Source organism: Cryobacterium inferilacus, from assembly GCF_019599185.1.
Classification (GTDB): Bacteria; Actinomycetota; Actinomycetes; order Actinomycetales; family Microbacteriaceae; genus Cryobacterium; species Cryobacterium inferilacus.
In genome coordinates, this window is the sequence record NZ_JAIEUL010000003.1 from 119,495 (window position 1) to 144,504 (window position 25,010).

Here is a 25,010-nt window from a genome sequence, read left to right on the forward strand (position 1 = left end):
CCGAGTCACCCCACCGGTGTGGCCGTGATCGCTTCGACGATCCGGCCCACACCGAACTCCCACGCTCTCTCGACGTTCCCACCCAGCCCGAACCCGCCGTTCAGCTCCATACTGATGAAACCGGCCGCCCAGGCCGTGAGGGTGCGGGCGGCCTCGAGAGCGTGCTCCTCGCCCGCGAGCTCGGCGGCGACGCGCAGGATGGCCGCACTCGCGGCCAGGCGGAACTCGTCGCCGACCGCGGGCACCCCGGGGCCAGGCGTCATGATCAGCTGGAACGCGGCGGGCCGCTCGTGGCCGATGGAACGCAGGGTGTTGGCGAGTTCCACCGGGCCGTCGGCGGCATCCAGACGGCTCGCCAGCTGGGTGATCGTCGACTCGGCGACCAGCTGGATCAGCCGCTCCCTGCTCGGCACCCGCTTGTAGAGCGAGGGCGCACGCACGCCCACACGGAGCGCAACGGCCTGCATGGTCACCCCCGCGAGTCCGGTCTGTTCGAGCAGGTCGCTGGCGGCACCGACGATGGCGTCGAGGGAGGTTCGGTCTGGCGTGGGCATCTTTCGAGTATAGCTATTGACGATAGCCATGATGGCTATGTAGCATAGCCATCATGAAACTCGGACCTCACCTCCACCGCATCGGCAACGACATCGTGGCCGTCTACCTGGTCGACACCGATGACGGGGTCACCGTCATCGACGCCGGTCTCCCCGGCCACTGGCGCGAGCTTCTCACCGAGCTCTCGTCGATGGGCCGCACCCTCTCAGACGTCAAGGGCCTCATCCTCACCCACGGCGATGCCGATCACCTCGGCTTCGCCGAGCGCCTGCGCCGCGACCACGGCGTGCCCGTGTACATCCACGCCGGCGACGCCGACCGGGCGAAGGGCGGCAAGAAACCGCCCACCGCCAAGCAGTCGATGAAACCGGGCGCGCTGCTGGGCTTCGCGGCCTACTCGATCCGCAAGGGCGGGTTGCGCACCGGGTACCTCACCGAGGTCGTGGAGGTGCGCGACGGCCAGACGCTCGACCTGCCGGGAGCCCCCAGCATCATCGGCCTGCCCGGCCACTCCGCCGGCAGCATCGCCATCCACGTTCCGGTCGCCGACGCCGTGTTCGTCGGCGACGGGCTCACTACCCGCCACGTGCTCACCGGTCAGGTCGGTCCGCAGCCGGCGCCGTTCACCGATGAGCCGGAGCAGGCGATCGCCTCGCTCCGGGCCCTGCTGCCCACCGGCGCGACCTGGGTACTGCCGGGCCACGGCACCCCGTGGAACGGTGGCGTGGCGGCCGCCGTTGACGCCGCAGAGCAAGCCGCCCGACGCTGAATTCGCATCTACTTCTTGCCGTGTGGCTGCGTACTGGCCTTGCGTCGGCGGAAACATGCGTGGTTGAGCCCACTTTATCTAGATCTACTAAACCAACCTCAACTCGCTAAACAGGGATGGTTCACCGCCGCCGGAGCCGCCGCGGGTAGCGGAGAATAGAAGCAACAGAGGGGGCAGCATGTGGCGCACGAAGCGGGCGGAACAACTCCGGGCCATCGCGGCGCACCTCCTGACCGCGCCGGCCCTGCTCGATGGTGACGCCGCCGAGCTCCTCACCGTCATGCGCGACGGCGCCGGGTCTGCGGGCATCCCCATCACCGACGGGGCCTCGGCGACCCAGCCGGCGCGGGTGGTCGTGCTCGCCATCCAGCGGGATGCCCGGCGGTCGTCTCTGGTGAAGGCCACCCGACTGCTGCGCGACCTGGACACCCGTGTCGCACCGGACGCCGTGCGGATCGTGGTCGTGCAGAGCGCCAGGTCCAAGCTCGCTCCGCCGAAGCTGCAACGCCTCGTCGCCTCCGAGGTGATGTTCCACGTGGCCCTGGCGCTCGCCAACGTCGTGCCCGGCCACCGCGAACGCACGTTCCGTCAACGGCTGGGCCTCACCACGCTCGACGCGGCCGGGTTCCGCATCCTGCGTTTCGGCTGACGCCGGCATTGCCAAGTGAGGGTAACCTAACTTAGGGTTGGTCGGGATGACTACTCCCACGCTTGCCCCGGCCCGTCCTGTTCGACCGCAGATCACCCTTCAGGTGCTGCGCCGGGAGCTGCTCAGCCCGCACCTGGTGCGGATCGTGCTCACCGGCGACCAGTTCGACGGCTTCAGCGCCAACGGCTGCACCGACACCTACGTGAAGGTCTACTTCGCCAAACCAGACCTCGGCCTCACCCCGCCGTTCGACCTGGCCGCCCTGCGCCAGACGCTCGCCCCCGACGACCTCCCCGTCACCCGCACCTACACGGTGCGCGCCGTCGACCCGGTGGCCCGTACGCTCACCATCGACTTCGTCGTGCACGGTGACGAGGGCCTGGCCGGTCCGTGGGCCGCCAACGCCCAGCCGGGTGACGCCCTCACCTTCTCCGGCCCTGGCGGGGCATACGCTCCGAGCCCCGACGCCGCGTGGCACCTGTTCGCCGGCGACCAGGCCGCGCTTCCCGCCATCGCCTCGGCGCTGGAGGCGCTGCCGGGCACGGCCACCGGGGTGGCCTTCATCCAGGTCGCCGACGCCGGCGAGATCCTGCAGCTCACCACGCCGCCGGGCGTGGAGGTGCGCTGGCTGTTCGGCCACGGTCCCGCACTGCTGGCCGATGCGGTGGATACGGCGACCTGGCCGGCCGGTCGACCCCAGGTCTTCGCGCACGGCGAGCGCACCGCCATGAAGGCCCTGCGCGACGTCTTCGCGGCCCGCGGAGTGCAGCGCTCCGAGCTCTCCCTGTCCGGCTACTGGGCCCAGGGCCGCACCGAAGACAGGTTCCAAGCCGAAAAGCGCGAACCGATCGGACAGATCTAGCTCGCGCACGGTGACCTGAGGCCCGAAAACCCGCCCGTTTTGGGGCCCCTGGTCACGGCTCGCGCACCTATTGCGGTGCCGGGTCTTCTGTCACTGTATGCGCCATGAGCATCCGAAGCCATGTGGTGGTTGGCGTGTACCCCGGTCAGGCCGACGGTGTCGTCTTGCAGGCGGCAGTGTTCGCCGCACGCTTCGATGCCGAACTCGTCTGCGCCTGGGTGGAGCCCGGGCGACCCGGCCTGCCGGAACCGGCACCTCGGGGCACGTCGTTCGACCCGTACCTCACCGCGCACCTGGAACGCATCCTGGGCGGCCACGACATCGCCTGGAGCACCCGCCAGCTCACCGGCGATGCGGCCAGGGCGCTCGGCCAGCTCGCCGAGTCACTGCGGGCGGCGATGATCGTGGTCGGCACCAGAGACGGCACCGTGCGCGGCAGCCTGCAGGAGTTCTTCGCCGGGTCGATCGCGATGACCCTCGCGCACCGGCAGAACAGGCCCGTCGTGGTCATCCCGTTGGCGCCGGTCTCCTTCGACGACGACGGACCGTGGGAGTCCGACTGAGCGGTGTAGCCTTTTGCCGTGAGACTGTGGGGTGAACGGTGACAGGCAGTCCGAACCCGGGTTCCCTGGTTCTGCTGCGCCACGGCCAGAGCACCGCGAACGCGGCCAATCTCTTCACCGGCATCCTCGACCCCGGCCTCTCCGCCGTCGGCGCCGCGGAGGCCAGGGCAGCCGCCGACCTGCTGACCACGCACGACCTGGTGCCGGATGCCGTACTCGTGTCGCCCCTGCAGCGCGCCGGCCAGACCGCGACCATCGTCGCAGACGCGCTGGGCCTGCCCACCGGCACGGTCAGCGTCGACTGGCGGCTGAACGAACGCAACTACGGCGCCCTCACCGGCCGGCACAAGGACGACGTGCGCGCAGAGGCCGGCGAGGCCCAGTTCCTGGCCTGGCGGCGTTCGGTCGACACCGCACCGCCGGAGATGTCCGACGAGCAGCTGGCCACCTTCGCCGACACCGACCTGTTCCGCGGTCTGCCCGCCAGGGCACTCACCCGCACAGAGTCCCTGCGTGACGTGATGCGCCGGGTCACCCCTTTCCACAGCGAGCGGGTGCTGCCGCTGCTGGCCGCCGGACGCACCGTGCTGGTCGTCGCGCACGGCAACTCACTGCGCACCTACTGCGCCGTGCTGGAGGACCTCGACAAGCCGGCCATCCACCGGCTCAACCTGCCCACCGGGCACCCGCTGGTGTACCGGAGCGGCGACCGGCACTACCTCGACACGGCTCGTGCAGAGGCGGCCGCGCTGGCCCTCACCCTCGACGGTGGCACCTGATGTTCGCCCCTGGCGCCCTGCCCCGGCCCGTGCACCTGCGCTGGCCCTATCTCGCCCTCGTCTTCGCGGGCGGAACCGTGGGCACCGCCCTGCGCGAGCTCCTGGCCATCTCGGTGCCGCCGGTCGCCGGGGTGGCCGTCGTGATCGTGGGCATCAATGTCGTCGGCGCGTTCCTGCTCGGCCTGCTGCTGGAGACCCTCGCCGGGCTGGGTGCAGACGAGGGCCGGCGCCGGCAGCTGCGGCTGTTCCTCGGCACCGGACTGCTCGGCGGCTTCACCACCTACAGCGCCCTGGCCACGGACACCGGTCTGCTGCTGGCCGACGACAGGCTCGGCACGGCGGTGCTCTACGCGCTCGGCACTGTGGTCGTGGGTGCGCTGGCCTCGTGGGCCGGCATCGCCGCCGGCGCCGCGCTGCACCGGCGGCGCACCGGCACCGCCCGATCGGTCGCCTCATGACCCCGCCGCTCTTTATCGCCGTGGCCCTGGCCGGCGGCGCGGGCGCGACCCTGCGCTTCGTGGTGGACGGCCTGGTGCGGTCCAGGGTGAGGATCGCCCTGCCGGTGGGCACCCTGCTCATCAATGTGGTCGGGTCGCTGCTGCTCGGCCTGTTCACCGGCCTCGCCCTGTCCGCCTGGCTGCCGGAGGCCTGGCACCTGGTTCTCGGCGGCGGCCTGCTCGGGGGCTTCACCACCTTCAGCACCGCCAGCTACGAGACCGTGCGCCTGGCGCTGGAGCGCCGGGCCCTGTCGGCGATCGCCAACGGGCTGGGGATGCTCGTCCTCGCGGTGAGCTGCGCCGGCCTCGGCCTCTGGGTGGGTCTGGGCGGATAGCTCGGCCGGCTCAGATGGACTCGTTGTGCCGGGCCACGGCATCCGTCACCCAGGAGAGCTCGTCGACGAAGCGGCCCAGCAGCCGGGCGAATTCGGTGCGGTCCTCGAGCGTCCACTTGCCCACCAGGGTCTCGTAGACGTCCTGGGCGAGACGGCGGTGCGTGGCGATTGCGGTGCGGCCCTCCTCGGTGGCGGTCACGAGCACGGCGCGGCGGTCGCTGGGGTCGGACCGGCGGTTCACCAGTCCGGCCTTCTCCAGCCGGCGGATCTCGGTGGTGATGGTGGACTTGTCCACCGCCATCCAGCCGGCCAGTTTCGACATCCGCAGCGGCCCGGCCACCACCACCTTCTCCAACAGCCAGGAATCCGTGCTGGACAGAGCGGCGCCGGTGGAATCGTGCAGCATCCGCCGGTTGTCGGCGCGCGTCGACCAGCGCAGGATCGTGGACAGTGCCGACTCCACGGCCTCACCGACCGCCTGGGCGGGATCCCGACTCTGACGCATAGCTGAATGTTTCCTGACTTTTCGGAGAGTGGACAATTAGTTGGACGGATCCAACTAACATAGTCAAGCCACCCTACCTCGGCAGGACCGGCATCATGCCGGGCAGACCCGGCGTCAACACCCCACTACCCCCGCGGAGAACACCACCCATGGACATACCCGGATACGTCTGGCTCCTCACGATCGTTGGAATCATCGGGCTGCTCGCCTTCGACTTCTTCTTCCACGTACGCAAGGCGCACGAGCCGACACTGCGCGAGGCGGCCAAGTGGTCGGCCATCTACGTGGGTCTGGCGATCCTCTTCGGTCTCGGCGTGCTCTTCTTCGGCGGCGCCACCCTGGGAACCGAGTACTTCGCGGGCTACATCACCGAGAAGGCGCTGTCGGTCGACAACCTCTTCGTCTTCCTGATCATCATGGCCAGCTTCAAGGTGCCCCGCGCCGACCAGCAGAAGGTGCTGCTCTTCGGCATCGTCTTCGCGCTGATCGCCCGCACCGGGTTCATCTTCCTCGGCGCGGCCCTGATCAACTCGTTCGCCTGGTTGTTCTACATCTTCGGCGCGTTCCTGATCTACACCGCGGTCAAGCTGCTCAAGCCCGAAGAGGAGAGTGACGAGGCCGACAACTTCATCATCCGCCTGGCCAAGCGCCTCTTCCACACCACCGAGCGCTACGACGGTGACCGCCTGTTCACCGTGGAGAACGGCAAGAAGGTCATGACGCCGATGCTCCTGGTCATGGTCGCCATCGGTGGCACCGACCTCTTGTTCGCGCTGGACTCCGTGCCCGCGATCTTCGGCCTCACCCAGAACGTCTTCATCGTCTTCACCGCCACGGCGTTCTCGCTGATGGGTCTGCGTCAGCTCTACTTCCTCATCGACGGACTGCTCGACCGCCTCATCTACCTCAGCTACGGCCTGGCAGCGATCCTCGGCTTCATCGGCATCAAGCTCGTGCTGCACGCCCTGCACGAGAACACGCTGCCGTTCATCAACGGCGGCGAGCACGTGCCGGTCTTCGAGATCAGCACCGGCGTCTCGCTCGCCGTGATCATCGGGGTTCTCACGGTCACGGTCATCGCCTCGCTGGTCAGCCCGGCCGGCCGCGCCCACAGCGCGATCGCGCTGAGCAAGAACTCGGCCAAGAAGTACCTCGTCGGTGACTTCAGCGGCAAGGGTGAGACCCGCGACGAGCTCTACGCTCTCGTCGTCGCCCACGAGCGCGCGCTCGGCCTGCTCTCCGCCAAGCACCAGACGCAGGCCGCGGAGGATGCCGAACTGCAGGCGTTGCTGGCCGAGGCGCACGAGACCCACCAGGGCGTCACCCAGTAACACCCGCAGCACCTCGAGAGCGGGCGGCGACCAGCGGACACCTCCGCGTCGCCGCCCGCTTCTCGCATGAATTTCCCTGTCGGCGGCCTCTAGACTGGGCGCGCACGGGCAGGATCCACGACGAACGTCTTATGAAGGAGAACAACTAATGGGTTTGAGCTTGTCAAAGGGCCAGTCACTCTCGCTCACCAAGGCGGATGGCGGCAACCTCTCCAAGGTTCGCATGGGCCTCGGCTGGGACAGCGCCGCCCCCGTCAAGCGCGGACTCTTCGGCCGCGGCAAGGCCGTCGAGGTCGACCTGGATGCCTCGGCGATCTTCTTCGACGCCGCCGGCAAGGTCCTCGACACCGTCTGGTTCCAGCAGCTGGCCAGCAAGGACGGCTCGACCCGGCACACCGGCGACAACCTGACCGGAGCCGGCGATGGCGACGACGAGACGATCCTCGTCGACCTCACCCAGGTTTCCCCCGCGGTCTCGCAGATCGTGTTCGTGATCAGCAGCTACAGCCAGCAGACCTTCGACGCCGTCGAGAACGCGTTCAGCCGCCTCGTCGACGACTCCTCGGCCGGCACCCCCGAGGTCGCCCGCTACCAGCTGACCGACAGCGGCCCGCACACCGCGATGATCATGTCCAAGGTCTCCCGCGACGGAGCCGGCTGGACCTTCAAGGCCATCGGCGAACGCGCCACCGGTCGCTCGGCCATGGACCTGCTCACCGCCGCGGCGAAGGTCCTCTAACCGTTCCATTCGCACCGCCCTCTCACCACCCGACTCACACAAGGAGAACATCCCCATGGCAGGTCTGACCCTCGCAAAAGGCAACAACCTCTCGCTGACCAAGGCCAGCCCCGGACTCACCGTGGCCACCGTCGGCCTCGGCTGGGACCCGCGCACCACCAGCGGCGAAGCCTTCGACCTGGATGCCTCCGCGCTCCTGATCGGGGACAACGGCAAGGTGCGCTCCTCCGCCGACTTCATCTTCTACAACCAGCCCGCCGCGGCCGACAACTCCGTCGTGCACCTGGGTGACAACCGGTCCGGCGCTGGCGACGGCGACGACGAGCAGATCACCATCGACCTGCGCCTGGTGGCCAGCGATGTCTCCCGCGTCGTCATCGTCGTCTCGATCGACCAGGCCGACTCCCGCCGCCAGAACTTCGGCCAGGTGCGCGGCGCCTACTGCCGCATCGTCGACCAGGACGACGCCGAGATCGTGCGTTTCGACCTCAGCGAAGACGCCGCCCCCGAGACGGCCATGCTGTTCGCCGAGGTCTACCGCAACGGCTCCGACTGGAAGTTCAAGGCCGTCGGCCAGGGCTACACCTCGGGCCTCGCCGGCATCGCCACCGACTTCGGCATCGCGCTCGACTAATCACCCCGCCCGTCCCCGCCACCACAGCAGACAGGATCACGCATGAGCACTCCCCTCACTCCCCCGGATTCCTCCGAGATGGCCCTGGTGCTCAAGGCACCCGATGCGCCGGAGATCGTGGTGGCGGATGACGCTCCCGGCATGGTTCCGGTTCCGGCCGAGCGCCAGCAGGAGATCGCCCGGCAGGCGCGGGACTTCGTGGCCGAGGTGTCCTCCCTCGACCCGCGCACCCCCGAGTTCGGAGCGAAGATCGAGGGCATCTCCGCTCTCGCGAGTGCGGAGATGGTGCAGTCCAGCGGCTACTCCACCCGCATGCTCGAGCGCTCGTCGACCTCGGTCGCGGGGGCCAAGCGCAGTGGCAACAGCGCCCAGATCACCGTGGCGAACACCCTCGGCGACCTGCGTTCCACGGTGGAGGACCTCACGCCCAACGAGGCAGACCTCGGCGTGGGACGTAAGATCCTGGGCTTCATCCCCGGCGGCAACAAGCTGGCGAAGTACTTCCAGAAGTACGAGTCCGCCCAGACGCAGCTGGATGCGATCATCAAGTCGCTGATGAGCGGGCAGGACGAACTCCTCAAGGACAACGCCTCCCTGGCCGGCGAGAAGGTGCAGCTCTGGGAGACCATGCAGACCCTGAGCGAGTACGCGGTCTTCGCGAAGGCGCTGGACAACGCCACGGTCGAGAAGATCGACGCGTCCCGCACCGCGGGCCGCATCGAGGAGGCGCAAAAGCTCGAAGCCGACGTGCTGTTCCCGATCCGCCAGCGTCACCAGGACATCCTCACCCAGCTCGCCGTGTCGGTGCAGGGCTACCTCGCGATGGACCTGATCCGCAAGAACAACCTCGAGCTGATCAAGGGTGTCGACCGGGCCCGCACGACCACCATCGCGGCGCTCCGCACGGCAGTCATCGTCGCGCAGGCCCTGGCCAACCAGAAGATGGTGCTCGACCAGATCGACGCGATCAACACCACCACGAACAACATGATCCTGAAGACCAGCGAGATGCTCAAGGACCAGACCGTGCGCATCCACGAGCAGGCGTCGAACTCGGGCGTCAGCGTCGAAACGCTGCAGAAGGCCTTCGACAATGTGTTCGCCACCATGGACGCCATCGACACCTTCCGCGCGTCGGCGGCCAAGAACATGGAGGGCACCGTCTCGGCCCTCGAAGACGGCCTGCAGAAGGCCAAGCCCTACCTGGAACGCAGCAAGCAGGGCGAGCAGCGGGAGCTACGCTAGGTAGTCGAGCGACACAACGGGGACGGGACGTAGATGGCATTCGGCAGGTTCGTAGACTCGCTGTTCAAGGGTCCGGCCACGACGGATGCCCTCTCGGTCGCCGCGCAGCCGCCGGCCGCCGCGATGTCGGAGGACGAGGCCACCCGGCACGCCCTCGACCAGCTGCGCGCGGCGGTGCGCAGCTCCGGCGGCGAACTGCCCACCCTGCTCATCTCCCGGCTCGCCCAGATCGACGACCTGCTGCGCCAGGTCATCGAGATGATCGCCGCTCAGAGCGCCTCGACCGAGCAGCGCGTGTTGCTGGACGCCATGATCCGGGACTACCTGCCCACCCCGCTTCGGGCCTACCTCGCCCTCGGCGAGCGCGAACGCGGGAACACTTCCCCCGCCACCCTGCAATTCTCCGGCCAGCTCGGCATCCTCGAAGAGACCATCAGAGACCTGCTCAACCAGGTCCGGATCGGCGCCATCGCCGAGCTGTCCACCCACGGTCGGTTCCTCGCCGACAAGTTCCAGGCGCCCACCCTCACCCTGGACGGACGCGCGTGAGCGCCCTGATCCCGGGCGCCAACGCCGCCCTCACGGCCGAGAACCCGGGCCTGACCGAGCTGCTGATCGGCTTCGGCTGGGAGATCATCCCGAGCCGCGGTCCGCAGGCCGAACTCGTACCTCTGGCCATCCTCTGCGACGCGCACGGCAAGTCGCTCTCCAACGACCACCTGGTGTTCTTCAACCAGATCGTCAGCCAGGACGGCTCGGTCGCGTTCCACGATGACCGGGACGCCGAGGAGATCGACGTGGATCTGGCCCGGGTGCCCGCGGAGGTCGCGAAGATCGTCTTCGTCGTCTACGTCGACCCGGACATCCGCGGCGTCGGCGACTTCTCCTCGGTGCGCTCCTCCTACGTGCGGGTGGCCACCCGGGACAATCGCGAACTGGTGCGCTTCGACGTGCCGGCAGGCGAGCACCGTTCGGACGACGTGCTGATGTTCGGCGAGCTCTACCGACACCGTGACGACTGGAAGTTCCGCGCGCTCGGCCAGGGCTACTCCACGGGCCTGCGCGGGGTGGCCGCCGACTTCGGAATCGATCTCTGAGGCGTGGCGCTCAATACCTCCCCCGTGCGCAGCGACGTCGGGTTCCTGCGCAGGCGCGTCAAGCCCGCCCCGACCCCCGAGCCCGCCACACCGGCCGTCACCGAAGACGAGCCGTCGGCCACCCGACCGCCGACCGCGGGGCTCTCGCTCGCACCCGCGCGCACCGCACCGAGACCCGCGACCCCGACACCCCCGTCCGCTTCCGGACTCTCGCTGTCACCCGGTCCGGCGACCCCGGCGGCGACGGCCGCCGTGCGCCCCGAGTCCCGGCCGTTCCCTGCCCCCACCATCGACGACGTCCGTGAGCTGGGCGAGACCGACCCGGTGCTCAGGCTCAACGCCCGCGAGTCCGCAGTGGGCAGCCTCATCGTCAGCGGTGCCGCCACCGCGGTCTGGGAGGACGCCGACCGGGTGACCGGCTCGATCACCGCCGGCGGAGAGACCGCGGGCACCCCGGTGCTGACGCGCGGCAACCGGCCGCTGCTGGGCTTCGACGAGGCCGACGCCATCGTCACCCTGCGGCATGTGCGCGAACTCGGCCGCGCCCTGCTCATCCCGCGCGGGGCGCATCCGCTCGGCGTGCAGATCTTCGACGGCTCGACGGTCACGACCGCGCCGGGCGACGACAGCCGGATGTTTGTGCTCTATATACTGCGAATCGACAATTTGCTCGAGCTGCGGGCGGAACCCGTCGACCGCACCGCCTCCGATGCGACGATTCTGGCGCAGTTCGGCTTCACCCTCACCCCCTACGTCAGCACCCGAGAAACCCGGAGCCGATAACCCCCATGCGCCACTTCGGCTTTCTGAAGAACTCCCAGGCCCACCAGCTGTTCCACCGACTGCCGCAGGAACTCTCGGTCGACTCGCCCGCTCCGTTGCTCGCCTCCGCGCTGGGGGCCACGCTGTACTGCCCCGGCGACCGGCCCAAGATCGCCAAGGCCGTGGTGAAGCAGGCGGCCCGCGGCTGCGTCAGCATGGTGCTCTGCCTCGAAGACGCCATCGCCGACAGCGCCGTGCCGGCCGCGGAGGTCAACGTGGCCGAGGCCATCAGAACCCTCCACACGCTCGCGGTGGAGAAGCCGAACACCGCCCTTCCGCTGCTCTTCGTGCGCGTGCGCAGCGCCGACCAGATGCTGCGTCTGGCCGAGTCCTGCGGTGAGGCCATCACTCTCCTGAGCGGTTTTGTGGTGCCCAAGTTCGAGAACAAGAACGGCTACGCCGAGGCGTTCTTCGACGCACTGCACGTGATCCAGAGCCACAGCGGCGCCGACGGCCGGGCGGGGAGCCAGCGGCTGCGACTGATGCCGATCCTCGAGTCGCCGCGCATGATCCACAGCGAGACCCGCACCTCGGCGCTCTCGTCGATCCGCGAGATCCTGCACGACAACCGCGACGACGTGCTCGCCGCCCGCATCGGCGCCACCGACCTGTCCAGTGCGTTCGGGCTGCGGCGCTCGCGCGACCTCACCGTCTACGACGTGCAGGTGGTCGCGTCGGTGATCTCCGACATCGTGAACGTGCTGGGCCGTACAGAGGACTCCTTCGTGATCACCGGCACCGTCTGGGAACACTACGAGACCGAGCGCATCCTGCGCCCCCAACTGCGCCTCACCCCGTTCGTGGAGGCCAACGAGAAGGAACTGCGCCACAAGCTGCTGCTCGGCGGCCTGGACGGGCTGATCAGGGAGATCTCGCTCGACCAGGCCAACGGCCTGCTCGGCAAGACCGTGATCCACCCCACCCACGTGTCGGTCGTGCACGCCATGTCGGTGGTGAGCCACGAGGAATACAGCGACGCCACCGTCATTCTGGGAAACGCCAACGGGGGCGCGAGCGCGTCACCGTACGGCAACAAGATGAACGAGGCCAAGCCGCACTCCGCCTGGGCGCACAAGACCATGCTGCGCGCCGAGGCCTTCGGGGTCGCCAGCGAGTCCACCACCTTCGTCGACCTCCTCGAAGCGAGCATGCGGTGACCGTGGCCACGGAGCTCGACATTCGGGTGCAGACGGATGCCGCCCGCAGCATCCTCGGCGTCGACGAGCTCGTCGGCATCGCGCTTCGTCGCAATCCCAAGCGAGCCCACCTGCTGGTCTCCACCGTGCTCGCCAAGCACGTTCCGACCGTGCCCGGTATCGCCCTGGCCGCCGGTGAGCTGCTCGGCCTGCTCGTGTCCGCCGCCGTCGCCGGCGCCACGGTCCCCGCCGCTGCCGGCTTCGGCGACCGGCTCGGCGAGCTGCTCACCCGCCTCGCCGAGGGTCCGGGCGAAACAGATGCGGGTGCCGTCGACAAGGCCCGCCGTGATCTCGCCGAGCTGCGCCGCGATATCCGCCACGTGACGACGACCCAACCCGAGGTGGTCACGTTCGGCTACGCCGAAACCGCCACAGGGCTCGGCCAGCTGGTGGCCGACGCACTGGGCTCGTACTACCTGCACTCCACCCGGCACGCACCGGCCGGCACCACGTCGTTCGCCGGTTTCGCCGAAGAGCACTCCCACGCCACCGACCACGCCCTGCTGCCCTCCGATCCGCACTGGCTGCAGGTCAACGGCACCCTCGTTCTGGTCGATGACGAACTGAGCACGGGCACCACGGTGATCAACACCATCACGGCGCTGCAGGCTCTGATACCGCAACGGCACTGGGTGGTCGCCGCGCTGATCGACCTGCGCTCGAGCGCCGACCTCGCCAGATTCGATGAGCTCGCCGCCACCCTGGGCACCCGCATCTCCGTGGTCTGCCTCGGGGCCGGGTCGATCGAGCTACCCGCCGACGTGCTCACCAGGGCCCAGCGGATGATCGAGTCGATGCCGGCCGTCACCCCGGTGGGCGAGCCCGTCGGCGAGGTGCTGCTGCTCGACTGCACCGACCTGACGCCAGTGCGGAGCGCACGCTTCGGCACCACGGCCCCGGTCGACAGCCGGCTGGCCGCGGCGATCGCCGACCGGGTCGCCGCGGTGCTGCCCGGCGGCCAGCCCCACATTCAGCCCGGCGACCGCGGCATTCTCGTGGTCGGCTCAGAGGAGTTCATCGCCCTGCCGATGCTCACCGCCCACGAGCTGGAACGCGCCGCTGCGCCCGGCCCGGTGCGATTCTCCACCAGCACCCGGTCACCGATCGCCGCGCTCGATGAGGCCGACTACCCGATCCGGAGCGCCATCACGTTCCGCAGCCACGACACCACCTCCGACGGTGTCGGCGTGCGGTTCGCCTACAACCTCACGGCAGGCGTTCGTCGTTTCGGCACGGTGGTGTTCCTGCCCGAACCGGGCACAGACCCGGCCCTGCTGCACGGCGACGACGGCGTGGTTCACGCCATCCGCCGCGTCAGCGACCACGTGGTGGTCGTGCTCCTGCCTCAGCCGCTCCTGCCCCAGACAGACCCCACCGACGGGATGCCCCACCCATGACGAGTCTCACCCCGCCCGCGGCCGTGCTGCCCGCCCCACTGCACGGCCCCGCCTTCGGCTCCTATGCCGCCGACGACGTGAGCTGGTTGCTGCAGGACCTGCAGGGCGTCGCCCTGGAGGCGCCCGCCGAGGAACGTGAGCACGCCATCCAGAGCGGGGAGGCGAACTACGCCGAGTCGCTGCCCATCGAGTACCTGCCGTCGCCGGAGTACGAGGCCCTCTACCGGGAGGCGCTGGAGCGTTCGGGGCGCCGCCTCGCCGTGGCCGTCGGTGTCGTCACCGAGCTCGCCCTCGCCGCCCGCGGAAACCGGCCGGTGTTCGTCTCGCTCGCCAGGGCGGGCACGCCCATCGGCATCCTGATGCGCCGCTGGGCCCTGGCCGCCCACGGAATCGACGTGCCGCACTACACGATGAGCATCGTGCGCGGCGTGGGACTCGACCAGACCGCGCTGCGCTACCTGGCCGAGCATCACGACCCTGAGCAGGTCATCTTCGTGGATGGCTGGACCGGCAAGGGCGCCATCGCCAGGGAGCTGTCCGCGGCGATCGCCCTGTTCGGCCAGACCGACGGTGTGCACTTCCGCGACGACCTGGCGGTGCTGGCCGACCCCGGCCACTGCGTCACCATCCACGGCACCCGCGAGGACTACCTGATCCCCTCTGCCTGCCTGAACTCCACGGTGTCCGGACTGGTGTCGCGCACCGTCTACAACCGCCGCCTGATCGCGGACGACGAGTTCCACGGCGCCAAGTTCTACGCCGACCTCTCCCCCAACGACGTGTCCCGGCAGTTCCTCGACACCGTCTGCGGGTACTTCGCCGAGGTCACCGCCGACGTCGCGGCCGGGGTCGCGGCGGCCGCCGCCGAGGACCGCACTCCGTCGTGGGTCGGCTGGAAGGCCGTGGAACAGATCAGCACCGACTACGGCATCAACAACGTCAACCTGGTCAAGCCGGGCGTGGGCGAGACTACCAGGGTGCTGCTGCGCCGCATCCCCTGGAAGGTGCTGGTGCGACCGGACGCGGTGGCGGACATCGCGCACGTGCTGCTGCTGGCCGAACAGCGCGGCGTCGCGATCGAGATCGTGCCCGACCTGCCGTACAGCTGTGTGGGGCTGATCCGCCCCGGCGGCGGCAGCCCAACCGCCGACACGACCGGTTCGGCGGGCATCCAGTGAGCCTGGCGCCCATCGTGGCCTGCGACCTGGACCGCACCCTGATCTACTCGTCGCGCGCCTTCTGGCTCGAGACCATCGACGCCGACGCTCCCCCGATCATCGTCGCCGAGGTCTACAAGGGCGCACCGATCTCGTTCATGACCCGCGCCGCCGAGCTGCTGCTGCAGGGTCTCAGCGAAACGGCCGTGTTCGTGCCCGTCACCACCCGCACCGTGGCCCAGTACAGCCGGGTGCAGCTGCCCGGAGCGGTGCCGGGCTTCGCCATCACCACTAACGGCGGCACCATCCTGGTCGACGGGCACCCCGACCCCGACTGGTCGGAGGCTCTGCGGGCACGGTTGGGGTCAGAGGCCGCACCGCTGGCCGAGGTCAAGGCCTTGCTCGAGGACCCGGCCGCGGCGGGCTGGATCCAGCGAGTGCTCACCGCGGAAGACCTGTTCACCTACGCGATCATCGACCGGGACGCGATGCCGGCGCACTGGATCGCCGCACTGCACGAGCAGTGCCTGGCTCGCGGCTGGACGGTGTCCGTGCAGGGCCGCAAGCTCTACTGTGTGCCGGCCGCCGTGAACAAGAGCGCGGCCGTCGCCGAGGTGCACCGCCGGCTCGGCGAACCCACGGTGCTCGCCGCCGGCGACTCCCTGCTCGACCAGCGGATGCTGGAGGAGGCCGACTTCGCCTACCGGCCGGCGCACGGCGAGCTGCACGATGCCGACTTCCGCGCTCCCCACCTCACGGTCACCACCCGAAGGGGCATCCTCGCCGGCGAGGAACTGCTGGGCTCCATCACCCGTCGGGTGCTCGAGACCTCACGGGGCTGAGCGGCGCTGGCTCGCCGCCAGGTCCAGCGCGCGCAGCAGCGCGGTGGTGGCGGGCGAGCCCAGTCCGGCCTCGCGCTGCGCGGTGAAGATGGTGCGTCGCGGGTGCCCGGGCAGATCGATCAACCGACAGGGGATGTCCCGGCCGGTCCAGACCAGGTCGGGCATCAGGCTCACGGCGTTACCCGACTCGATCAGCCGGATCTGCGACTGCAGATCGGCGGCCTCGTAGCGCACATCGGGTTCGAAGCCGGCCGAGCGGCAGGCCTGTTCGGCGAAGTGCCTGGAGGCGCTGCCGCGCGGCTCCATCACCCAGGCCAGGTCGCGCATCTCGCGCAGCTCGGTCGCCGTCGACCCGGCCGGCACGGCCAGGCGGATGGCGTCGGTCGTCAGATCCTGACGGTGCAGGCCGGGAAGCCACGGTGCGGAGTGCGCGGGGTACTGCTCGGCGATGACCATGTCGAAGTCCCGCGCCCAGGTTTCGTGCAGCGCCTCCTCCGGCTCCTTCTGCACCATCTCCACCCGCACATCCGGGTAGTCGGCCGACATCGTCGCCAGTGCTGAGGGCATCAGCGCCAGAGCGGCGGACTGGAACACGGCCACCCGCACCCGGCCGCGCACGCTGGTGTGTGACGCCTGCAACTCGGCTTCCGCCCGTTCCAGGATGTTGGAGAGCTCGTTCGCGGCCGCCACCAGGATTTCCGCCTGCGGGGTGAGCTGCACCCTGCGGCCTGACCTGCGCAGCAGTACGGTGCCCGCTTCTTTCTCCAACAGAGTCAGTTGCTGCGACACCGCCGACGGGCTGTAGGCCAGCGCCTCGGCGACGGCGGCCATGGTGCCGCGGATGGCCAATTCACGCAGCAGGAGCAGTCGATGTACGTCCAGCACGGGCTCCACCCTCACATCAGCAGTTCTTACGAATACCAGTAAGAAACGATCGCTTTTCATTACGCTTCTTTCTCCGAATACTAGGGGAATGGCCCCCGGCACCGCTCGGAACCCCCGGCCAGCTCAGTACCCGGAAAGATACCCATGACCCTCCTCAACGCCGTGGGCGGTTCTACCGCCCCGTCCGCCGACTCCGTGGACGCCACCCTGAGCCGTGAGGCCATCGCGCTGATGCGCCGCTGGCTGCGCGAGGCGGCCACGGTGCCGGTGGACGCATCAGGGGCCCAGCTGGCCGGGGTGCTGAAAGACCCGAAGGGGCTCGACTTCACCGTGGGCTTCGTCGACGGCGTGGTGCGTCCTGAGGACCTCGGGGTGGCCGCGGCCACGCTCAAGTCGATCGCACCCCAGGTGCCGGGCTTCTTGCCAGCCCCGCTGCGGTCAGTGGTGAAGCTGGGTGGAACGATGGCCCCGGTGCTGCCCGCCGTGGTCGTGCCGATCGCCCGCGCGGTGCTGCGCAAAATGGTCGGCCACCTGATCATCGACGCGACCGAGGCCAAGCTCGGCCCGGCCATCGCGAAGATCAAGAAGGACGGCGTGCGGCTGAACGTCAACCTGCTCGGCGAGGCCGTGCTCGGCCGGGGCGAGGCCGCCCGGCGCCTCGAGGGCACCCACCGGCTGCTGGCCCGCGACGACATCGACTACGTCTCGATCAAGGTGTCCTCCACCGTGGCGCCGCACAACCCATGGGCTTTCGACCAGGCCGTCGACGACGTCGTGGAGGAGCTGACACCGCTGTTCGCCCGCGCAGCCGCCGCCCCGACCGCGAAGTTCGTCAACCTCGACATGGAGGAGTACAAGGACCTCGACCTCACCATCGCGGTCTTCACGCGCATCCTCGACCGGCCCGAATTCCTGCACCTCGAGGCCGGCATCGTGCTGCAGGCCTACCTGCCGGATGCCCTGACGGCGATGATGCGACTGCAGGAGTGGAGCGCCGCCCGGCGGGCCCGCGGTGGCGCGGCCATCAAGGTGCGGCTCGTCAAGGGGGCCAACCTGCCGATGGAGCAGGTCGAGGCCTCCGTGCACGGCTGGCCGCTCGCCACCTGCCACTCCAAGCTGGAGACCGACACCAACTACAAGCGCGTGATCGATTACGCCCTGCAGCCGGACCGCATCCAGAACGTGCGGGTGGGCGTCGCCGGCCACAACCTCTTCGACGTTGCCTACTCCTGGCTGCTCGCCGGGCGGCGCGGCGTGCGCGCGGGGATCGAGTACGAGATGCTGCTGGGCATGGCCCAGGGGCAGGCCGAGGCCGTGCGTCGTGAGGTCGGCTCCCTGTTGCTCTACACACCGGTGGTTTCCCCGGCCGAGTTCGACGTGGCCATCGCCTATCTCATCCGCCGTCTCGAAGAGGGCGCGTCCAGCGACAACTTCATGTCTGCGGTCTTCGAACTCGACCAGAACGAAGCCCTGTTCGCTCGGGAGCGGGACCGCTTCCTCGCGTCCATCGCCGCCCTCGATGGGCTCGTTCCGGCCACGCACAAGGTCGCAGACCGGTACGCTGCCGTTGCCCGCCCGGAGGCGGGCGCGTTCGCGAACACCCCGGACACCGACCCGTCGGTCGCCGCGAACCGCCACTGGGCCCAGGCCATCCTGCAGCGGGTACCGACCTCGGAACTCGGTGTGGCCAGCGTCGCCGCCGCGCAGGTGCAGGACCCGACCGAGCTGAACCGCATCGTGGCCGCCGCCGCAGTGGCGGGCGAAGCCTGGGGCCGCCTGCCGGGCGCCGAGCGCGCCCTGGTGCTGCACCGGGTGGGCGAGGAGCTCGAGCTGCGCCGCGCCGAGTTCCTCGAGGTGATGGCCGCCGAGGCGGGCAAGACCATCGACCAGGGTGACCCTGAGGTCTCAGAGGCCGTCGACTTCGCGCACTACTACGCCGAACTCGCCGCCGAACTCGACACGGTGGATGGCGCCGAGTTCACCCCCGCCGCCGTCACCCTGATCACCCCGCCGTGGAACTTCCCCGTCGCCATTCCCGCCGGTGGCGCCATCGCCGCCCTCGCCGCCGGGTCGGCCGCCATCCTCAAGCCGGCGGCACTCACCGCCCGGTGCGGTGCGATCATCGCCGAGGCGATGTGGGCGGCGGGTGTTCCCGCCGACCTGCTGCGCCTCATCCAGGTCAGCGAACGCGACCTGGGCGCCCAGCTGGTGGCGCACCCGCAGGTGGACCGGGTGATCCTGACCGGCGCCTACGAGACCGCCGAGCTGTTCCGCTCGTTCCGGGCCGATCTGCCGCTGTTGGCCGAGACCAGCGGCAAGAACGCCATCATCGTGACGCCGTCGGCCGACCTGGACCTCGCCGTCAAGGACGTCGTCTCCTCGGCCTTCGGTCACGCCGGCCAGAAATGCTCCGCGGCGTCCCTGGTGGTCCTGGTCGGCTCCGTTGCCGACTCCACCCGATTCCGCACCCAGCTCCTCGACGCGGTGTCGTCGCTCACCGTCGGCTACCCCACGGACTCCGCCACCCAGATGGGCCCGATCATCGAACCGGCCGCGGGCAAGTTGCTCGCCGGCCTCACCACGCTGGGCGCCGGGGAGAGTTGGCTGCTCAAGCCACGCCAGCTCGATGACACCGGCCGGTCCTGGACACCGGGCGTGCGCGACGGCGTCACCCGGGGTTCCGACTGCCACCGGGCCGAGTACTTCGGTCCGATCCTGGGCCTTATGACCGCGCCCACCCTCGCCGAGGCGATCGCGACGGTCAACGACGTCGATTTCGGCCTCACCTCCGGCCTGCACGCCCTCGATCCGCGTGAGATCGACCAGTGGCAGCGCACCATCCAGGCCGGCAACCTGTACGTGAACCGCGGCATCACCGGCGCCATTGTGCGCCGGCAGCCGTTCGGCGGCTGGAAGAAGTCGGCCGTGGGCCCCGGCACCAAGGCGGGCGGCCCGAACTACCTCGTCGGCCTGGGCTCCTGGAGTTCGGCTCCGGCCGAGACCGGCGCACCGGTGACCGACCAGCGCGTCGCCCGGCTCGTGGCCGCCGCCCGCGCCGAACTGCCCGCCCCGGCCGCCGAGAGCATCGACCGCGCCGCCCGCAGTGACGCGGCCGCCTGGGCGACCCGGTTCGGCCTGGCCGACGACATCTCAGCGCTCTCCGCCGAGCGCAACGTCTTCCGCTACCTGGCGTTCAGCAAGCACGTCCTCGTGCGCCTCGCTCCCGGCGGCGCCATCGGTGAGCTCGCCCGCACGGTCGCCGCCGCCGCACTCACCGGCACCCCGATCACGGTGTCGACCGACGCGGCGCTGCCGGCCCGGCTGGCGGATGCCGTCGGCGCGATCGCCCACGAACTGGTCGTCGACGACGAGTCGGCCTGGAACCGCCGGGTGGCCGGCTACGGTGCCGGCCGGGTGCGTCTGCTCGGCGCCCCTGCCGGCAGCATCGCGGCAGCCAGCGGCGCCCGGCCCGACCTGGCGATCTATGCCAACCCGGCCACCGAGTCCGGGCGCGTCGACCTGTTGCCGTTCCTGCGTGAGCAGGCCGTCTCCATCACGGCGCACCGGTTCGGCACCCCCAACCACCTCACCGACACCCTGCTCTAGGCCCGCTGGCCCCGGCCGTCGTCTCCTGCGGCGACGGCCCTCAGCCTGCCCGGAGGCCGTCCACGATGTCTTGGGCGCTGTCCTCCGGCGACAGGGCGATCTGTACCTCATCATCCGTCAGCGCCTCCATGACGACAACTGCGGCCACCACTTCGCCATCGATCCGGATGACGAGGCGCGCCGTGTCCCCGGCGTCGGCGACCTGCTCCGTGACGGCCTGTAGAACCAACGTCCCGTCTGCGTCGAAGGTCACGTCAACCGCGTTCTGGTCGCCGGCGGCAACGACGGCATCCTCTACCCCGGCTCGTTCGAAAGCGGACGGGAGCAGCAGGCTCTCACCGTCGATCACCAGGCACTCCGGGTCGGACCCGTCCGTGCAGGTCTCCGCCGCAGCCAACTCGATCGCGCCACCGCCATCCGTAGGTGTCTCGGCGGCGCCCACGGGAGCGGAACACCCGCTGAGAGCCACCACGACGAGAGCGATCACAGCAAGCAGGGGTGTTCGAGAGGTCATGGTTGCCTTTCGTCAGACGCGTGGGTCCGAATCCGGACCGCGGGTTCGCGCCTAACCCTACCGAGGGAGCTCGCTCGCCGCCGCGAATTCGTCGGCGGGAGCTACCGGGGCTACGAGCCGACGACCGTGTGCGTACCCGCTCGCACGACCATCAGACCGAAGGTTGCCGCCGCCATCAGGGCGAGAACGCCCGCCAGTCCGCCGCCGCTGACCACCACCGTCGGCCCCAGGTAGGCCGATACGGCCAGCCCGGCCAATGCGGCGCCCACCCCGGCGACGCCGCCCTGCTTGACTCGCGAGGCCGCCAGGCGGTGGTCGACCACGGCCAGCGCCACAGCGGCGCCGACGGCCGCGGCGACACCGAACAGCAGACCGAGCAGGGTGGCGAAATACAGTTCCAACCCGAGCGACGGAGCCGCCATCTCGGGGTTGGCGATGGCACCGAAGACATGCGTCGCGACGGTCAGAACCACCGACGAGACCACACCGGCCAGCACCCCGAGCGCCATCGTGCCGATGATTGCCCCCGGGTCCCACACCATTGCGTCGCGTGCGTTCGGCGTCCCCATGCAGATAGCGTCCCACATGCGTGTCGCAGGTCACGCGCCGGAGTGCGACCGAGGCAGGTAGGCGCGCACGATGGCGATCACGACAAGGGCGACGAGGACGGTGGCGCTGATCGGAATCGCCCAGAGCGCGCCGAAACCCAGGACCGCCGGCCAGACCGGTTCGCCGGTCAGACTGCTCCAGTTCTCGCCGCGGGAGCGGCCGATCTCGACGTAGGCAACCACGCCGAGCAGTACGGCGATACTGGCGCCGAGCAGGGCGGCTGCGGCGATGATCAACCGTTTCATGTCTTCTCCCCCGAGTGCCTCGCGTCTTTACGCTGGCATAGTTTCCGCGGATGCGCAAGCCTGTTCTGCCCTGAGGCACCCGATACGCTCGTGGCCATGGCAACAGCGATGGTCGTGCGGCCAGGGACGCACTGGTTCAACGGCTGGTTTCTGCGCTCGTGTGCCCGAGCCGTTGTCGTGGTCGACGGTATCGAGCACGCGGCCCGGTGGGGCCGTCCCCACGTCGTGGAGGTCACCGCCGGCGACCATCTGGTGGCGGTGGGCGCTCGGTATCGAGGCACCCGGCCGCTGCTCGGCGCTGTGGACACACCCGTGACCGTGCAGGCGGACGAGCGTGTGGTCGTGCACGCCCGCAACGGCTTCTTCAACCATCAACCGTTCACCATCACGACCTCCTCACCGCGCTGATCCTCACCGCACTCTGCCGTCGTTGCCGCGGCACGCCCGCTAGCGCCAGCCGGTGCCGTTGTTCGATGGTGCGGCCCCAGGCCGTTCCCGCGAGGATGAGCGCGATGCCGACGTAACCCGCGAGTGCCACGGGGTCATGAGCGATTGTGATGCCGATGATCGCCGCCCAAATGGGTTCGGTTCCCAGCAGCAGGCTCACCCGCGTGGGCGAGGTGCGCCGCACCGCCCAGGTTTGCACCAGGAAGGCGAAGACCGTGCAGGCGAGCACGAGGTAGAGGAAGAGCGCACCGCTCGCCGGGTCGAGCTGCGCGATGAAATGCGGGACCGAGTCGTCCTGGACCAGCGACACCGCCAGGAAGAGTAGCGCGCAGGTTGCCAGCTGCACGGTCGTGAGGTGCAGCGAATCCATCGGCTTGGCGGCGGTGAGGCTGAACATCGTGGTGACGTGCACGGCCCGTACGATCGCCGCCCCGAGAATGAGCAGGTCACCGAGGCTGGGCGGGTGGAAGGCCCCGTTGCCGGCGAGGAGCGCGACACCGACGATGGCGGTGGCACCGGCGAGGTAAAACCGCCCTGGTAGCCGCCGACCGGATGCCACGGACTCGAGGATCGGCGTGAACACGATCGTCAGGCTGATGATGAGGCCGGCGTTCGTGGCCGAGGTGTGGGCGATGCCGAAGGTCTCGAACGCGAACACGGCGGCCAGGATCACCCCGAGGACCACACCCGCTCGAAGTTCCGCCGCACTCACCCGGCCGCGCCGCGCGGCCACGATGGCGGCCATCACGGCCGCCGCGAGCAGCATGCGCAGGGCGAGCAGTGCCACCACCGAGTCGGCCGTGACGAGTTCCTTGGCGGCGAGGTAGGTCGATCCCCAGGTCGCGGCGACCAGGAGCAGGAGGAGGTCGACACGGAAACGACTGAGAAGAGCGGGCATCCCCCTATCGTCCGGTCCGCGCGCACATAAGACTAGAGAGCAGTTTCGTGCGCCATGGTTTAGTTTGAACTTATGGAACTCGGTCAGCTGCGTGCACTGCGGGAACTCGGCGACCGGGGCAGCATTGCCGCGGTCGCCGCGGCGCTGTACGTCACTCCCTCGTCGGTCTCTCAGCAGATCAGCGCCCTGCAACGCCACTCGACCGCCCCCTTGACCTACCGGGACGGGCGCCGCACCGCGCTCACCGACGCCGGGCGGGCACTGGCGATGGCGGCGATCGACGTAGAGGTGGCCCTCGAACGCGCTGACCAGGCGGTGGCACTCTTCCGCTCCGAGCCGGTCGGCACGGTGTCGGTGGCGGCCTTCCACAGCGCCGGTCTGGCGGTCTTCGGCCCGTTGATCGCCGCGAGCGCCGGCGCCGACCAGCCGGATGTGCGCGTCAGCGACTTTGATGTGGCCCAGAACGACTTTCCGGCTCTCACCGCCGATCATGACCTTGTTCTCGCGCACCGGCTGGTCGGCAGCCCGCCATGGCCGGGGTCGGTGCGGGTGGAACCGCTGCTCGACGAGCCGCTGGACATCGCCGTTCGACGCGAGCATCACCTCGCGACCACGGCCGAGATTCAGCCGGCCGACCTGCAGGGCGAGGACTGGGTCGCCGTGCACGAGGGATTCCCGCTGCAGCAGGCGCTCGCCGTCATCGCGGGTATCGGTGGGAGCGAGGCGCGCATCCGTCACCGGATCAACGAGTTCTCCGTCGCGGCCGCGGTGGTCGAAGCCAGTGACTGCATCGCCCTGATGCCCCGGTACACCACGGATATGCGCGACCACCCGAACCTGGTCCTGCTCCCGCTCGCTCGCCCCGGCCTCGGCCGGCACATCGATTGCCTGGCCCGCCCGGAGACGCTCGAGCGACGGAACGCGCAGACCGTTCTCGCGCAGATCACCACCATCGTCACCGCGCTCACCCGCTGACCGCGAGGACCGACCGCCTCAACCGAACGTGCCGAGGGCGCGCCGGTACGCGGCGCTGTCTGCCCGGGTGGCGCTGGTCACCAGTAGGGCATTCGGGCCGATGCGACGGGTGAACTCACCCACGCAGGGGATGGTGATGATGATCGTCAGGCCGGCCCGCCAAGCGGGGATGAGAGTCGCGAGATCGCGCCTCTCCGGGCTGTCCTCGAGTCTGGTCGGCAGCGCCGTCGCGTGCGCGGCGGCCCCGCTCTCCGACCAGGCCCGATAGGCAGGGCTGTCGAGGGCGGCACCGCCGACATCATCCCGCCAGCTCGGGCCGATCAGGCGACGGAGGAGGTCGGCCCGCTCGGCCGACCCGTCCGCGGTGCTGTGGAGTTCCTCGAAGATTCTCGGATCTTTCTCCCCGCCGGCGTGCGCGGCCGTCTGCTGCCAGAGGCGCGGCCAGGCCTCCGCCCACGCCGCCCGGGCATCCGTGCCCACCGTGTCGTCGTGAACGGCCGCGGGCGAGTCGGACAGCACCGGGGGCAAGTCGTCCCCGCGCGGTGCCAGCCCGTACGCTTCCCGAATCCAGAGCAGCTCCAGTAGCGCAGTGGGTCGATCCTCGATGGTGAGCATCATGTCGTGGGGCCACTGCTCGCCCGGTATCGGTTCGCTGGATCGCACGTCTCCCCCTCAGGTCGGTCCCCCTACCCTCGCCGACCGGCCGTCGTCACGCAAGGACCCGACCAGGGGCTACGAAGCAGGTGACTCGTGGGCGGTGACTTGGTGTGGTGCCGAGGAACACTGCCGCGTCATCGATCGTGACGGGAGGGACGGGACTGCAGCGCTGTACTGTGGACTTCGATATGTCGCCCGCC

General features: G+C 69.6%; 29 protein-coding genes. 21 read left to right on the forward strand and 8 right to left on the reverse strand.

Annotated elements, in window-relative coordinates:
• Positions 1 to 5: 5 nt before the first annotated feature.
• Positions 6 to 554 carry a TetR/AcrR family transcriptional regulator gene (locus tag K2F54_RS03905; RefSeq protein ID WP_220604543.1) on the reverse strand — a complete coding sequence of 183 codons (549 nt, stop codon included), beginning with the start codon at positions 552 to 554 and terminating at the stop codon, positions 6 to 8.
• 53 nt (positions 555 to 607) lie between these two features.
• Between K2F54_RS03905 and K2F54_RS03910 the strand changes: the two genes are divergently transcribed.
• From K2F54_RS03910 to crcB, 7 genes are all read left to right on the forward strand, one after another.
• Positions 608 to 1,324, forward strand: a complete 717-nt coding sequence (locus K2F54_RS03910; RefSeq protein ID WP_220604544.1) for an MBL fold metallo-hydrolase — start codon at positions 608 to 610, stop codon at positions 1,322 to 1,324.
• 178 nt (positions 1,325 to 1,502) lie between these two features.
• The gene (locus K2F54_RS03915) at positions 1,503 to 1,973 is read left to right on the forward strand and encodes a hypothetical protein (protein ID WP_220604545.1); all 471 of its coding nucleotides are present in this window, start codon (positions 1,503 to 1,505) and stop codon (positions 1,971 to 1,973) included.
• A 46-nt stretch (positions 1,974 to 2,019) separates the two neighbouring features.
• Positions 2,020 to 2,835: a siderophore-interacting protein gene (locus K2F54_RS03920; RefSeq protein ID WP_220604546.1), complete on the forward strand. Its 816-nt coding sequence runs from the start codon at positions 2,020 to 2,022 to the stop codon at positions 2,833 to 2,835.
• Positions 2,836 to 2,939: 104 nt separating this feature from the next.
• Positions 2,940 to 3,398, forward strand: a complete 459-nt coding sequence (locus tag K2F54_RS03925; protein ID WP_220604547.1) for a universal stress protein — start codon at positions 2,940 to 2,942, stop codon at positions 3,396 to 3,398.
• Between the two features lie 38 nt (positions 3,399 to 3,436).
• On the forward strand, positions 3,437 to 4,177 hold the full coding sequence (locus K2F54_RS03930) for a 2,3-bisphosphoglycerate-dependent phosphoglycerate mutase (RefSeq protein ID WP_220604548.1): 741 nt from the start codon (positions 3,437 to 3,439) through the stop codon (positions 4,175 to 4,177).
• Positions 4,177 to 4,635 (forward strand): CrcB family protein, encoded by a 459-nt coding sequence (locus K2F54_RS03935; protein ID WP_220604549.1) that lies wholly within the window; start codon positions 4,177 to 4,179, stop codon positions 4,633 to 4,635. The genes K2F54_RS03930 and K2F54_RS03935 overlap by 1 nt, the downstream gene beginning before the upstream one ends.
• On the forward strand, positions 4,632 to 5,009 hold the full coding sequence (crcB, locus tag K2F54_RS03940) for a fluoride efflux transporter CrcB (protein WP_220604550.1): 378 nt from the start codon (positions 4,632 to 4,634) through the stop codon (positions 5,007 to 5,009). Before K2F54_RS03935 ends, crcB begins: the two co-directional genes overlap by 4 nt.
• Before the next feature lie 10 nt (positions 5,010 to 5,019).
• Here crcB and K2F54_RS03945 read toward each other — a convergent pair whose 3' ends face one another.
• Positions 5,020 to 5,514 (reverse strand): MarR family winged helix-turn-helix transcriptional regulator, encoded by a 495-nt coding sequence (locus K2F54_RS03945; RefSeq protein WP_220604551.1) that lies wholly within the window; start codon positions 5,512 to 5,514, stop codon positions 5,020 to 5,022.
• Positions 5,515 to 5,663: 149 nt separating this feature from the next.
• Between K2F54_RS03945 and K2F54_RS03950 the strand changes: the two genes are divergently transcribed.
• From K2F54_RS03950 to K2F54_RS04000, 11 genes are all read left to right on the forward strand, one after another.
• Positions 5,664 to 6,845: a TerC family protein gene (locus tag K2F54_RS03950; RefSeq protein WP_220604552.1), complete on the forward strand. Its 1,182-nt coding sequence runs from the start codon at positions 5,664 to 5,666 to the stop codon at positions 6,843 to 6,845.
• A 148-nt stretch (positions 6,846 to 6,993) separates the two neighbouring features.
• A complete protein-coding gene (locus K2F54_RS03955) occupies positions 6,994 to 7,584 on the forward strand; it encodes a TerD family protein (protein ID WP_220604553.1) in 591 nt (196 codons plus the stop codon).
• Between the two features lie 55 nt (positions 7,585 to 7,639).
• The gene (locus K2F54_RS03960; protein ID WP_220604554.1) at positions 7,640 to 8,218 is read left to right on the forward strand and encodes a TerD family protein; all 579 of its coding nucleotides are present in this window, start codon (positions 7,640 to 7,642) and stop codon (positions 8,216 to 8,218) included.
• A gap of 42 nt (positions 8,219 to 8,260) precedes the next feature.
• Positions 8,261 to 9,463 carry a toxic anion resistance protein gene (locus tag K2F54_RS03965; RefSeq protein ID WP_220604555.1) on the forward strand — a complete coding sequence of 401 codons (1,203 nt, stop codon included), beginning with the start codon at positions 8,261 to 8,263 and terminating at the stop codon, positions 9,461 to 9,463.
• 33 nt (positions 9,464 to 9,496) lie between these two features.
• A complete protein-coding gene (locus K2F54_RS03970) occupies positions 9,497 to 10,012 on the forward strand; it encodes a hypothetical protein (protein ID WP_220604556.1) in 516 nt (171 codons plus the stop codon).
• Positions 10,009 to 10,560, forward strand: a complete 552-nt coding sequence (locus K2F54_RS03975; protein ID WP_220604557.1) for a TerD family protein — start codon at positions 10,009 to 10,011, stop codon at positions 10,558 to 10,560. The genes K2F54_RS03970 and K2F54_RS03975 overlap by 4 nt, the downstream gene beginning before the upstream one ends.
• A 24-nt stretch (positions 10,561 to 10,584) precedes the next feature.
• The gene (locus tag K2F54_RS03980) at positions 10,585 to 11,343 is read left to right on the forward strand and encodes a hypothetical protein (protein ID WP_220604558.1); all 759 of its coding nucleotides are present in this window, start codon (positions 10,585 to 10,587) and stop codon (positions 11,341 to 11,343) included.
• Positions 11,344 to 11,348: 5 nt separating this feature from the next.
• On the forward strand, positions 11,349 to 12,539 hold the full coding sequence (locus K2F54_RS03985) for an HpcH/HpaI aldolase/citrate lyase family protein (protein ID WP_220604559.1): 1,191 nt from the start codon (positions 11,349 to 11,351) through the stop codon (positions 12,537 to 12,539).
• Positions 12,536 to 13,975 carry a phosphoribosyltransferase domain-containing protein gene (locus K2F54_RS03990; protein ID WP_220604560.1) on the forward strand — a complete coding sequence of 480 codons (1,440 nt, stop codon included), beginning with the start codon at positions 12,536 to 12,538 and terminating at the stop codon, positions 13,973 to 13,975. The genes K2F54_RS03985 and K2F54_RS03990 overlap by 4 nt, the downstream gene beginning before the upstream one ends.
• Entirely contained in the window at positions 13,972 to 15,153 is a 1,182-nt protein-coding gene (locus K2F54_RS03995) for a cysteine protease StiP family protein (protein ID WP_220604561.1), read from the forward strand. The genes K2F54_RS03990 and K2F54_RS03995 overlap by 4 nt, the downstream gene beginning before the upstream one ends.
• Positions 15,150 to 15,974 (forward strand): HAD family hydrolase, encoded by an 825-nt coding sequence (locus K2F54_RS04000; RefSeq protein WP_220604562.1) that lies wholly within the window; start codon positions 15,150 to 15,152, stop codon positions 15,972 to 15,974. The genes K2F54_RS03995 and K2F54_RS04000 overlap by 4 nt, the downstream gene beginning before the upstream one ends.
• Here K2F54_RS04000 and K2F54_RS04005 read toward each other — a convergent pair.
• A complete protein-coding gene (locus K2F54_RS04005; RefSeq protein ID WP_220604563.1) occupies positions 15,963 to 16,859 on the reverse strand; it encodes a LysR family transcriptional regulator in 897 nt (298 codons plus the stop codon). The two genes, K2F54_RS04000 and K2F54_RS04005, sit on opposite strands and share 12 nt — an antisense overlap.
• Before the next feature lie 144 nt (positions 16,860 to 17,003).
• On the opposite strand from K2F54_RS04005, the gene K2F54_RS04010 reads away from it, so the two are divergent.
• A complete protein-coding gene (locus tag K2F54_RS04010) occupies positions 17,004 to 20,465 on the forward strand; it encodes a bifunctional proline dehydrogenase/L-glutamate gamma-semialdehyde dehydrogenase (protein WP_220604564.1) in 3,462 nt (1,153 codons plus the stop codon).
• A 40-nt stretch (positions 20,466 to 20,505) separates the two neighbouring features.
• Here the strand turns inward: K2F54_RS04010 and K2F54_RS04015 are convergent, their stop codons facing one another.
• The 3 genes from K2F54_RS04015 to K2F54_RS04025 all read right to left on the reverse strand — a co-directional run bounded on the left by K2F54_RS04015 (position 20,506) and on the right by K2F54_RS04025 (position 21,833).
• On the reverse strand, positions 20,506 to 20,979 hold the full coding sequence (locus tag K2F54_RS04015; protein WP_220604565.1) for a SecDF P1 head subdomain-containing protein: 474 nt from the start codon (positions 20,977 to 20,979) through the stop codon (positions 20,506 to 20,508).
• A gap of 110 nt (positions 20,980 to 21,089) precedes the next feature.
• Positions 21,090 to 21,548, reverse strand: a complete 459-nt coding sequence (locus tag K2F54_RS04020; protein ID WP_220604566.1) for a hypothetical protein — start codon at positions 21,546 to 21,548, stop codon at positions 21,090 to 21,092.
• A gap of 30 nt (positions 21,549 to 21,578) precedes the next feature.
• Positions 21,579 to 21,833 (reverse strand): hypothetical protein, encoded by a 255-nt coding sequence (locus tag K2F54_RS04025; protein ID WP_220604567.1) that lies wholly within the window; start codon positions 21,831 to 21,833, stop codon positions 21,579 to 21,581.
• Between the two features lie 96 nt (positions 21,834 to 21,929).
• Between K2F54_RS04025 and K2F54_RS04030 the strand changes: the two genes are divergently transcribed.
• On the forward strand, positions 21,930 to 22,241 hold the full coding sequence (locus tag K2F54_RS04030) for a hypothetical protein (protein WP_220604568.1): 312 nt from the start codon (positions 21,930 to 21,932) through the stop codon (positions 22,239 to 22,241).
• Here the strand turns inward: K2F54_RS04030 and K2F54_RS04035 are convergent.
• Positions 22,219 to 23,178 carry a DMT family transporter gene (locus K2F54_RS04035; RefSeq protein ID WP_220604569.1) on the reverse strand — a complete coding sequence of 320 codons (960 nt, stop codon included), beginning with the start codon at positions 23,176 to 23,178 and terminating at the stop codon, positions 22,219 to 22,221. The genes K2F54_RS04030 and K2F54_RS04035 overlap by 23 nt on opposite strands.
• A gap of 72 nt (positions 23,179 to 23,250) precedes the next feature.
• Between K2F54_RS04035 and K2F54_RS04040 the strand changes: the two genes are divergently transcribed.
• Positions 23,251 to 24,153 (forward strand): LysR family transcriptional regulator, encoded by a 903-nt coding sequence (locus tag K2F54_RS04040; protein WP_220604570.1) that lies wholly within the window; start codon positions 23,251 to 23,253, stop codon positions 24,151 to 24,153.
• An 18-nt stretch (positions 24,154 to 24,171) separates the two neighbouring features.
• Here K2F54_RS04040 and K2F54_RS04045 read toward each other — a convergent pair whose 3' ends face one another.
• The gene (locus K2F54_RS04045) at positions 24,172 to 24,816 is read right to left on the reverse strand and encodes a hypothetical protein (protein WP_220604571.1); all 645 of its coding nucleotides are present in this window, start codon (positions 24,814 to 24,816) and stop codon (positions 24,172 to 24,174) included.
• Positions 24,817 to 25,010 lie beyond the last annotated feature (194 nt).

What these genes read in the sequence shown, in the direction of transcription:
- K2F54_RS04040 (WP_220604570.1), top strand. Translation starts at nt 23,251, where the DNA reads ATGGAACTCGGTCAGCTGCGTGCACTGCGGGAACTCGGCGACCGGGGC.
- K2F54_RS03945 (WP_220604551.1), bottom strand. Translation starts at nt 5,514, where the DNA reads ATGCGTCAGAGTCGGGATCCCGCCCAGGCGGTCGGTGAGGCCGTGGAG.
- K2F54_RS03905 (WP_220604543.1), bottom strand. Translation starts at nt 554, where the DNA reads ATGCCCACGCCAGACCGAACCTCCCTCGACGCCATCGTCGGTGCCGCC.
- K2F54_RS04035 (WP_220604569.1), bottom strand. Translation starts at nt 23,178, where the DNA reads ATGCCCGCTCTTCTCAGTCGTTTCCGTGTCGACCTCCTCCTGCTCCTG.
- K2F54_RS04025 (WP_220604567.1), bottom strand. Translation starts at nt 21,833, where the DNA reads ATGAAACGGTTGATCATCGCCGCAGCCGCCCTGCTCGGCGCCAGTATC.
- K2F54_RS03935 (WP_220604549.1), top strand. Translation starts at nt 4,177, where the DNA reads ATGTTCGCCCCTGGCGCCCTGCCCCGGCCCGTGCACCTGCGCTGGCCC.
- K2F54_RS03995 (WP_220604561.1), top strand. Translation starts at nt 13,972, where the DNA reads ATGACGAGTCTCACCCCGCCCGCGGCCGTGCTGCCCGCCCCACTGCAC.
- K2F54_RS04015 (WP_220604565.1), bottom strand. Translation starts at nt 20,979, where the DNA reads ATGACCTCTCGAACACCCCTGCTTGCTGTGATCGCTCTCGTCGTGGTG.
- K2F54_RS04020 (WP_220604566.1), bottom strand. Translation starts at nt 21,548, where the DNA reads ATGGGGACGCCGAACGCACGCGACGCAATGGTGTGGGACCCGGGGGCA.
- K2F54_RS03955 (WP_220604553.1), top strand. Translation starts at nt 6,994, where the DNA reads ATGGGTTTGAGCTTGTCAAAGGGCCAGTCACTCTCGCTCACCAAGGCG.
- K2F54_RS03950 (WP_220604552.1), top strand. Translation starts at nt 5,664, where the DNA reads ATGGACATACCCGGATACGTCTGGCTCCTCACGATCGTTGGAATCATC.
- K2F54_RS03960 (WP_220604554.1), top strand. Translation starts at nt 7,640, where the DNA reads ATGGCAGGTCTGACCCTCGCAAAAGGCAACAACCTCTCGCTGACCAAG.
- K2F54_RS04030 (WP_220604568.1), top strand. Translation starts at nt 21,930, where the DNA reads ATGGCAACAGCGATGGTCGTGCGGCCAGGGACGCACTGGTTCAACGGC.
- K2F54_RS03925 (WP_220604547.1), top strand. Translation starts at nt 2,940, where the DNA reads ATGAGCATCCGAAGCCATGTGGTGGTTGGCGTGTACCCCGGTCAGGCC.
- K2F54_RS04010 (WP_220604564.1), top strand. Translation starts at nt 17,004, where the DNA reads ATGACCCTCCTCAACGCCGTGGGCGGTTCTACCGCCCCGTCCGCCGAC.
- K2F54_RS03910 (WP_220604544.1), top strand. Translation starts at nt 608, where the DNA reads ATGAAACTCGGACCTCACCTCCACCGCATCGGCAACGACATCGTGGCC.
- crcB (WP_220604550.1), top strand. Translation starts at nt 4,632, where the DNA reads ATGACCCCGCCGCTCTTTATCGCCGTGGCCCTGGCCGGCGGCGCGGGC.
- K2F54_RS03915 (WP_220604545.1), top strand. Translation starts at nt 1,503, where the DNA reads ATGTGGCGCACGAAGCGGGCGGAACAACTCCGGGCCATCGCGGCGCAC.
- K2F54_RS03970 (WP_220604556.1), top strand. Translation starts at nt 9,497, where the DNA reads ATGGCATTCGGCAGGTTCGTAGACTCGCTGTTCAAGGGTCCGGCCACG.
- K2F54_RS03920 (WP_220604546.1), top strand. Translation starts at nt 2,020, where the DNA reads ATGACTACTCCCACGCTTGCCCCGGCCCGTCCTGTTCGACCGCAGATC.
- K2F54_RS03965 (WP_220604555.1), top strand. Translation starts at nt 8,261, where the DNA reads ATGAGCACTCCCCTCACTCCCCCGGATTCCTCCGAGATGGCCCTGGTG.
- K2F54_RS03985 (WP_220604559.1), top strand. Translation starts at nt 11,349, where the DNA reads ATGCGCCACTTCGGCTTTCTGAAGAACTCCCAGGCCCACCAGCTGTTC.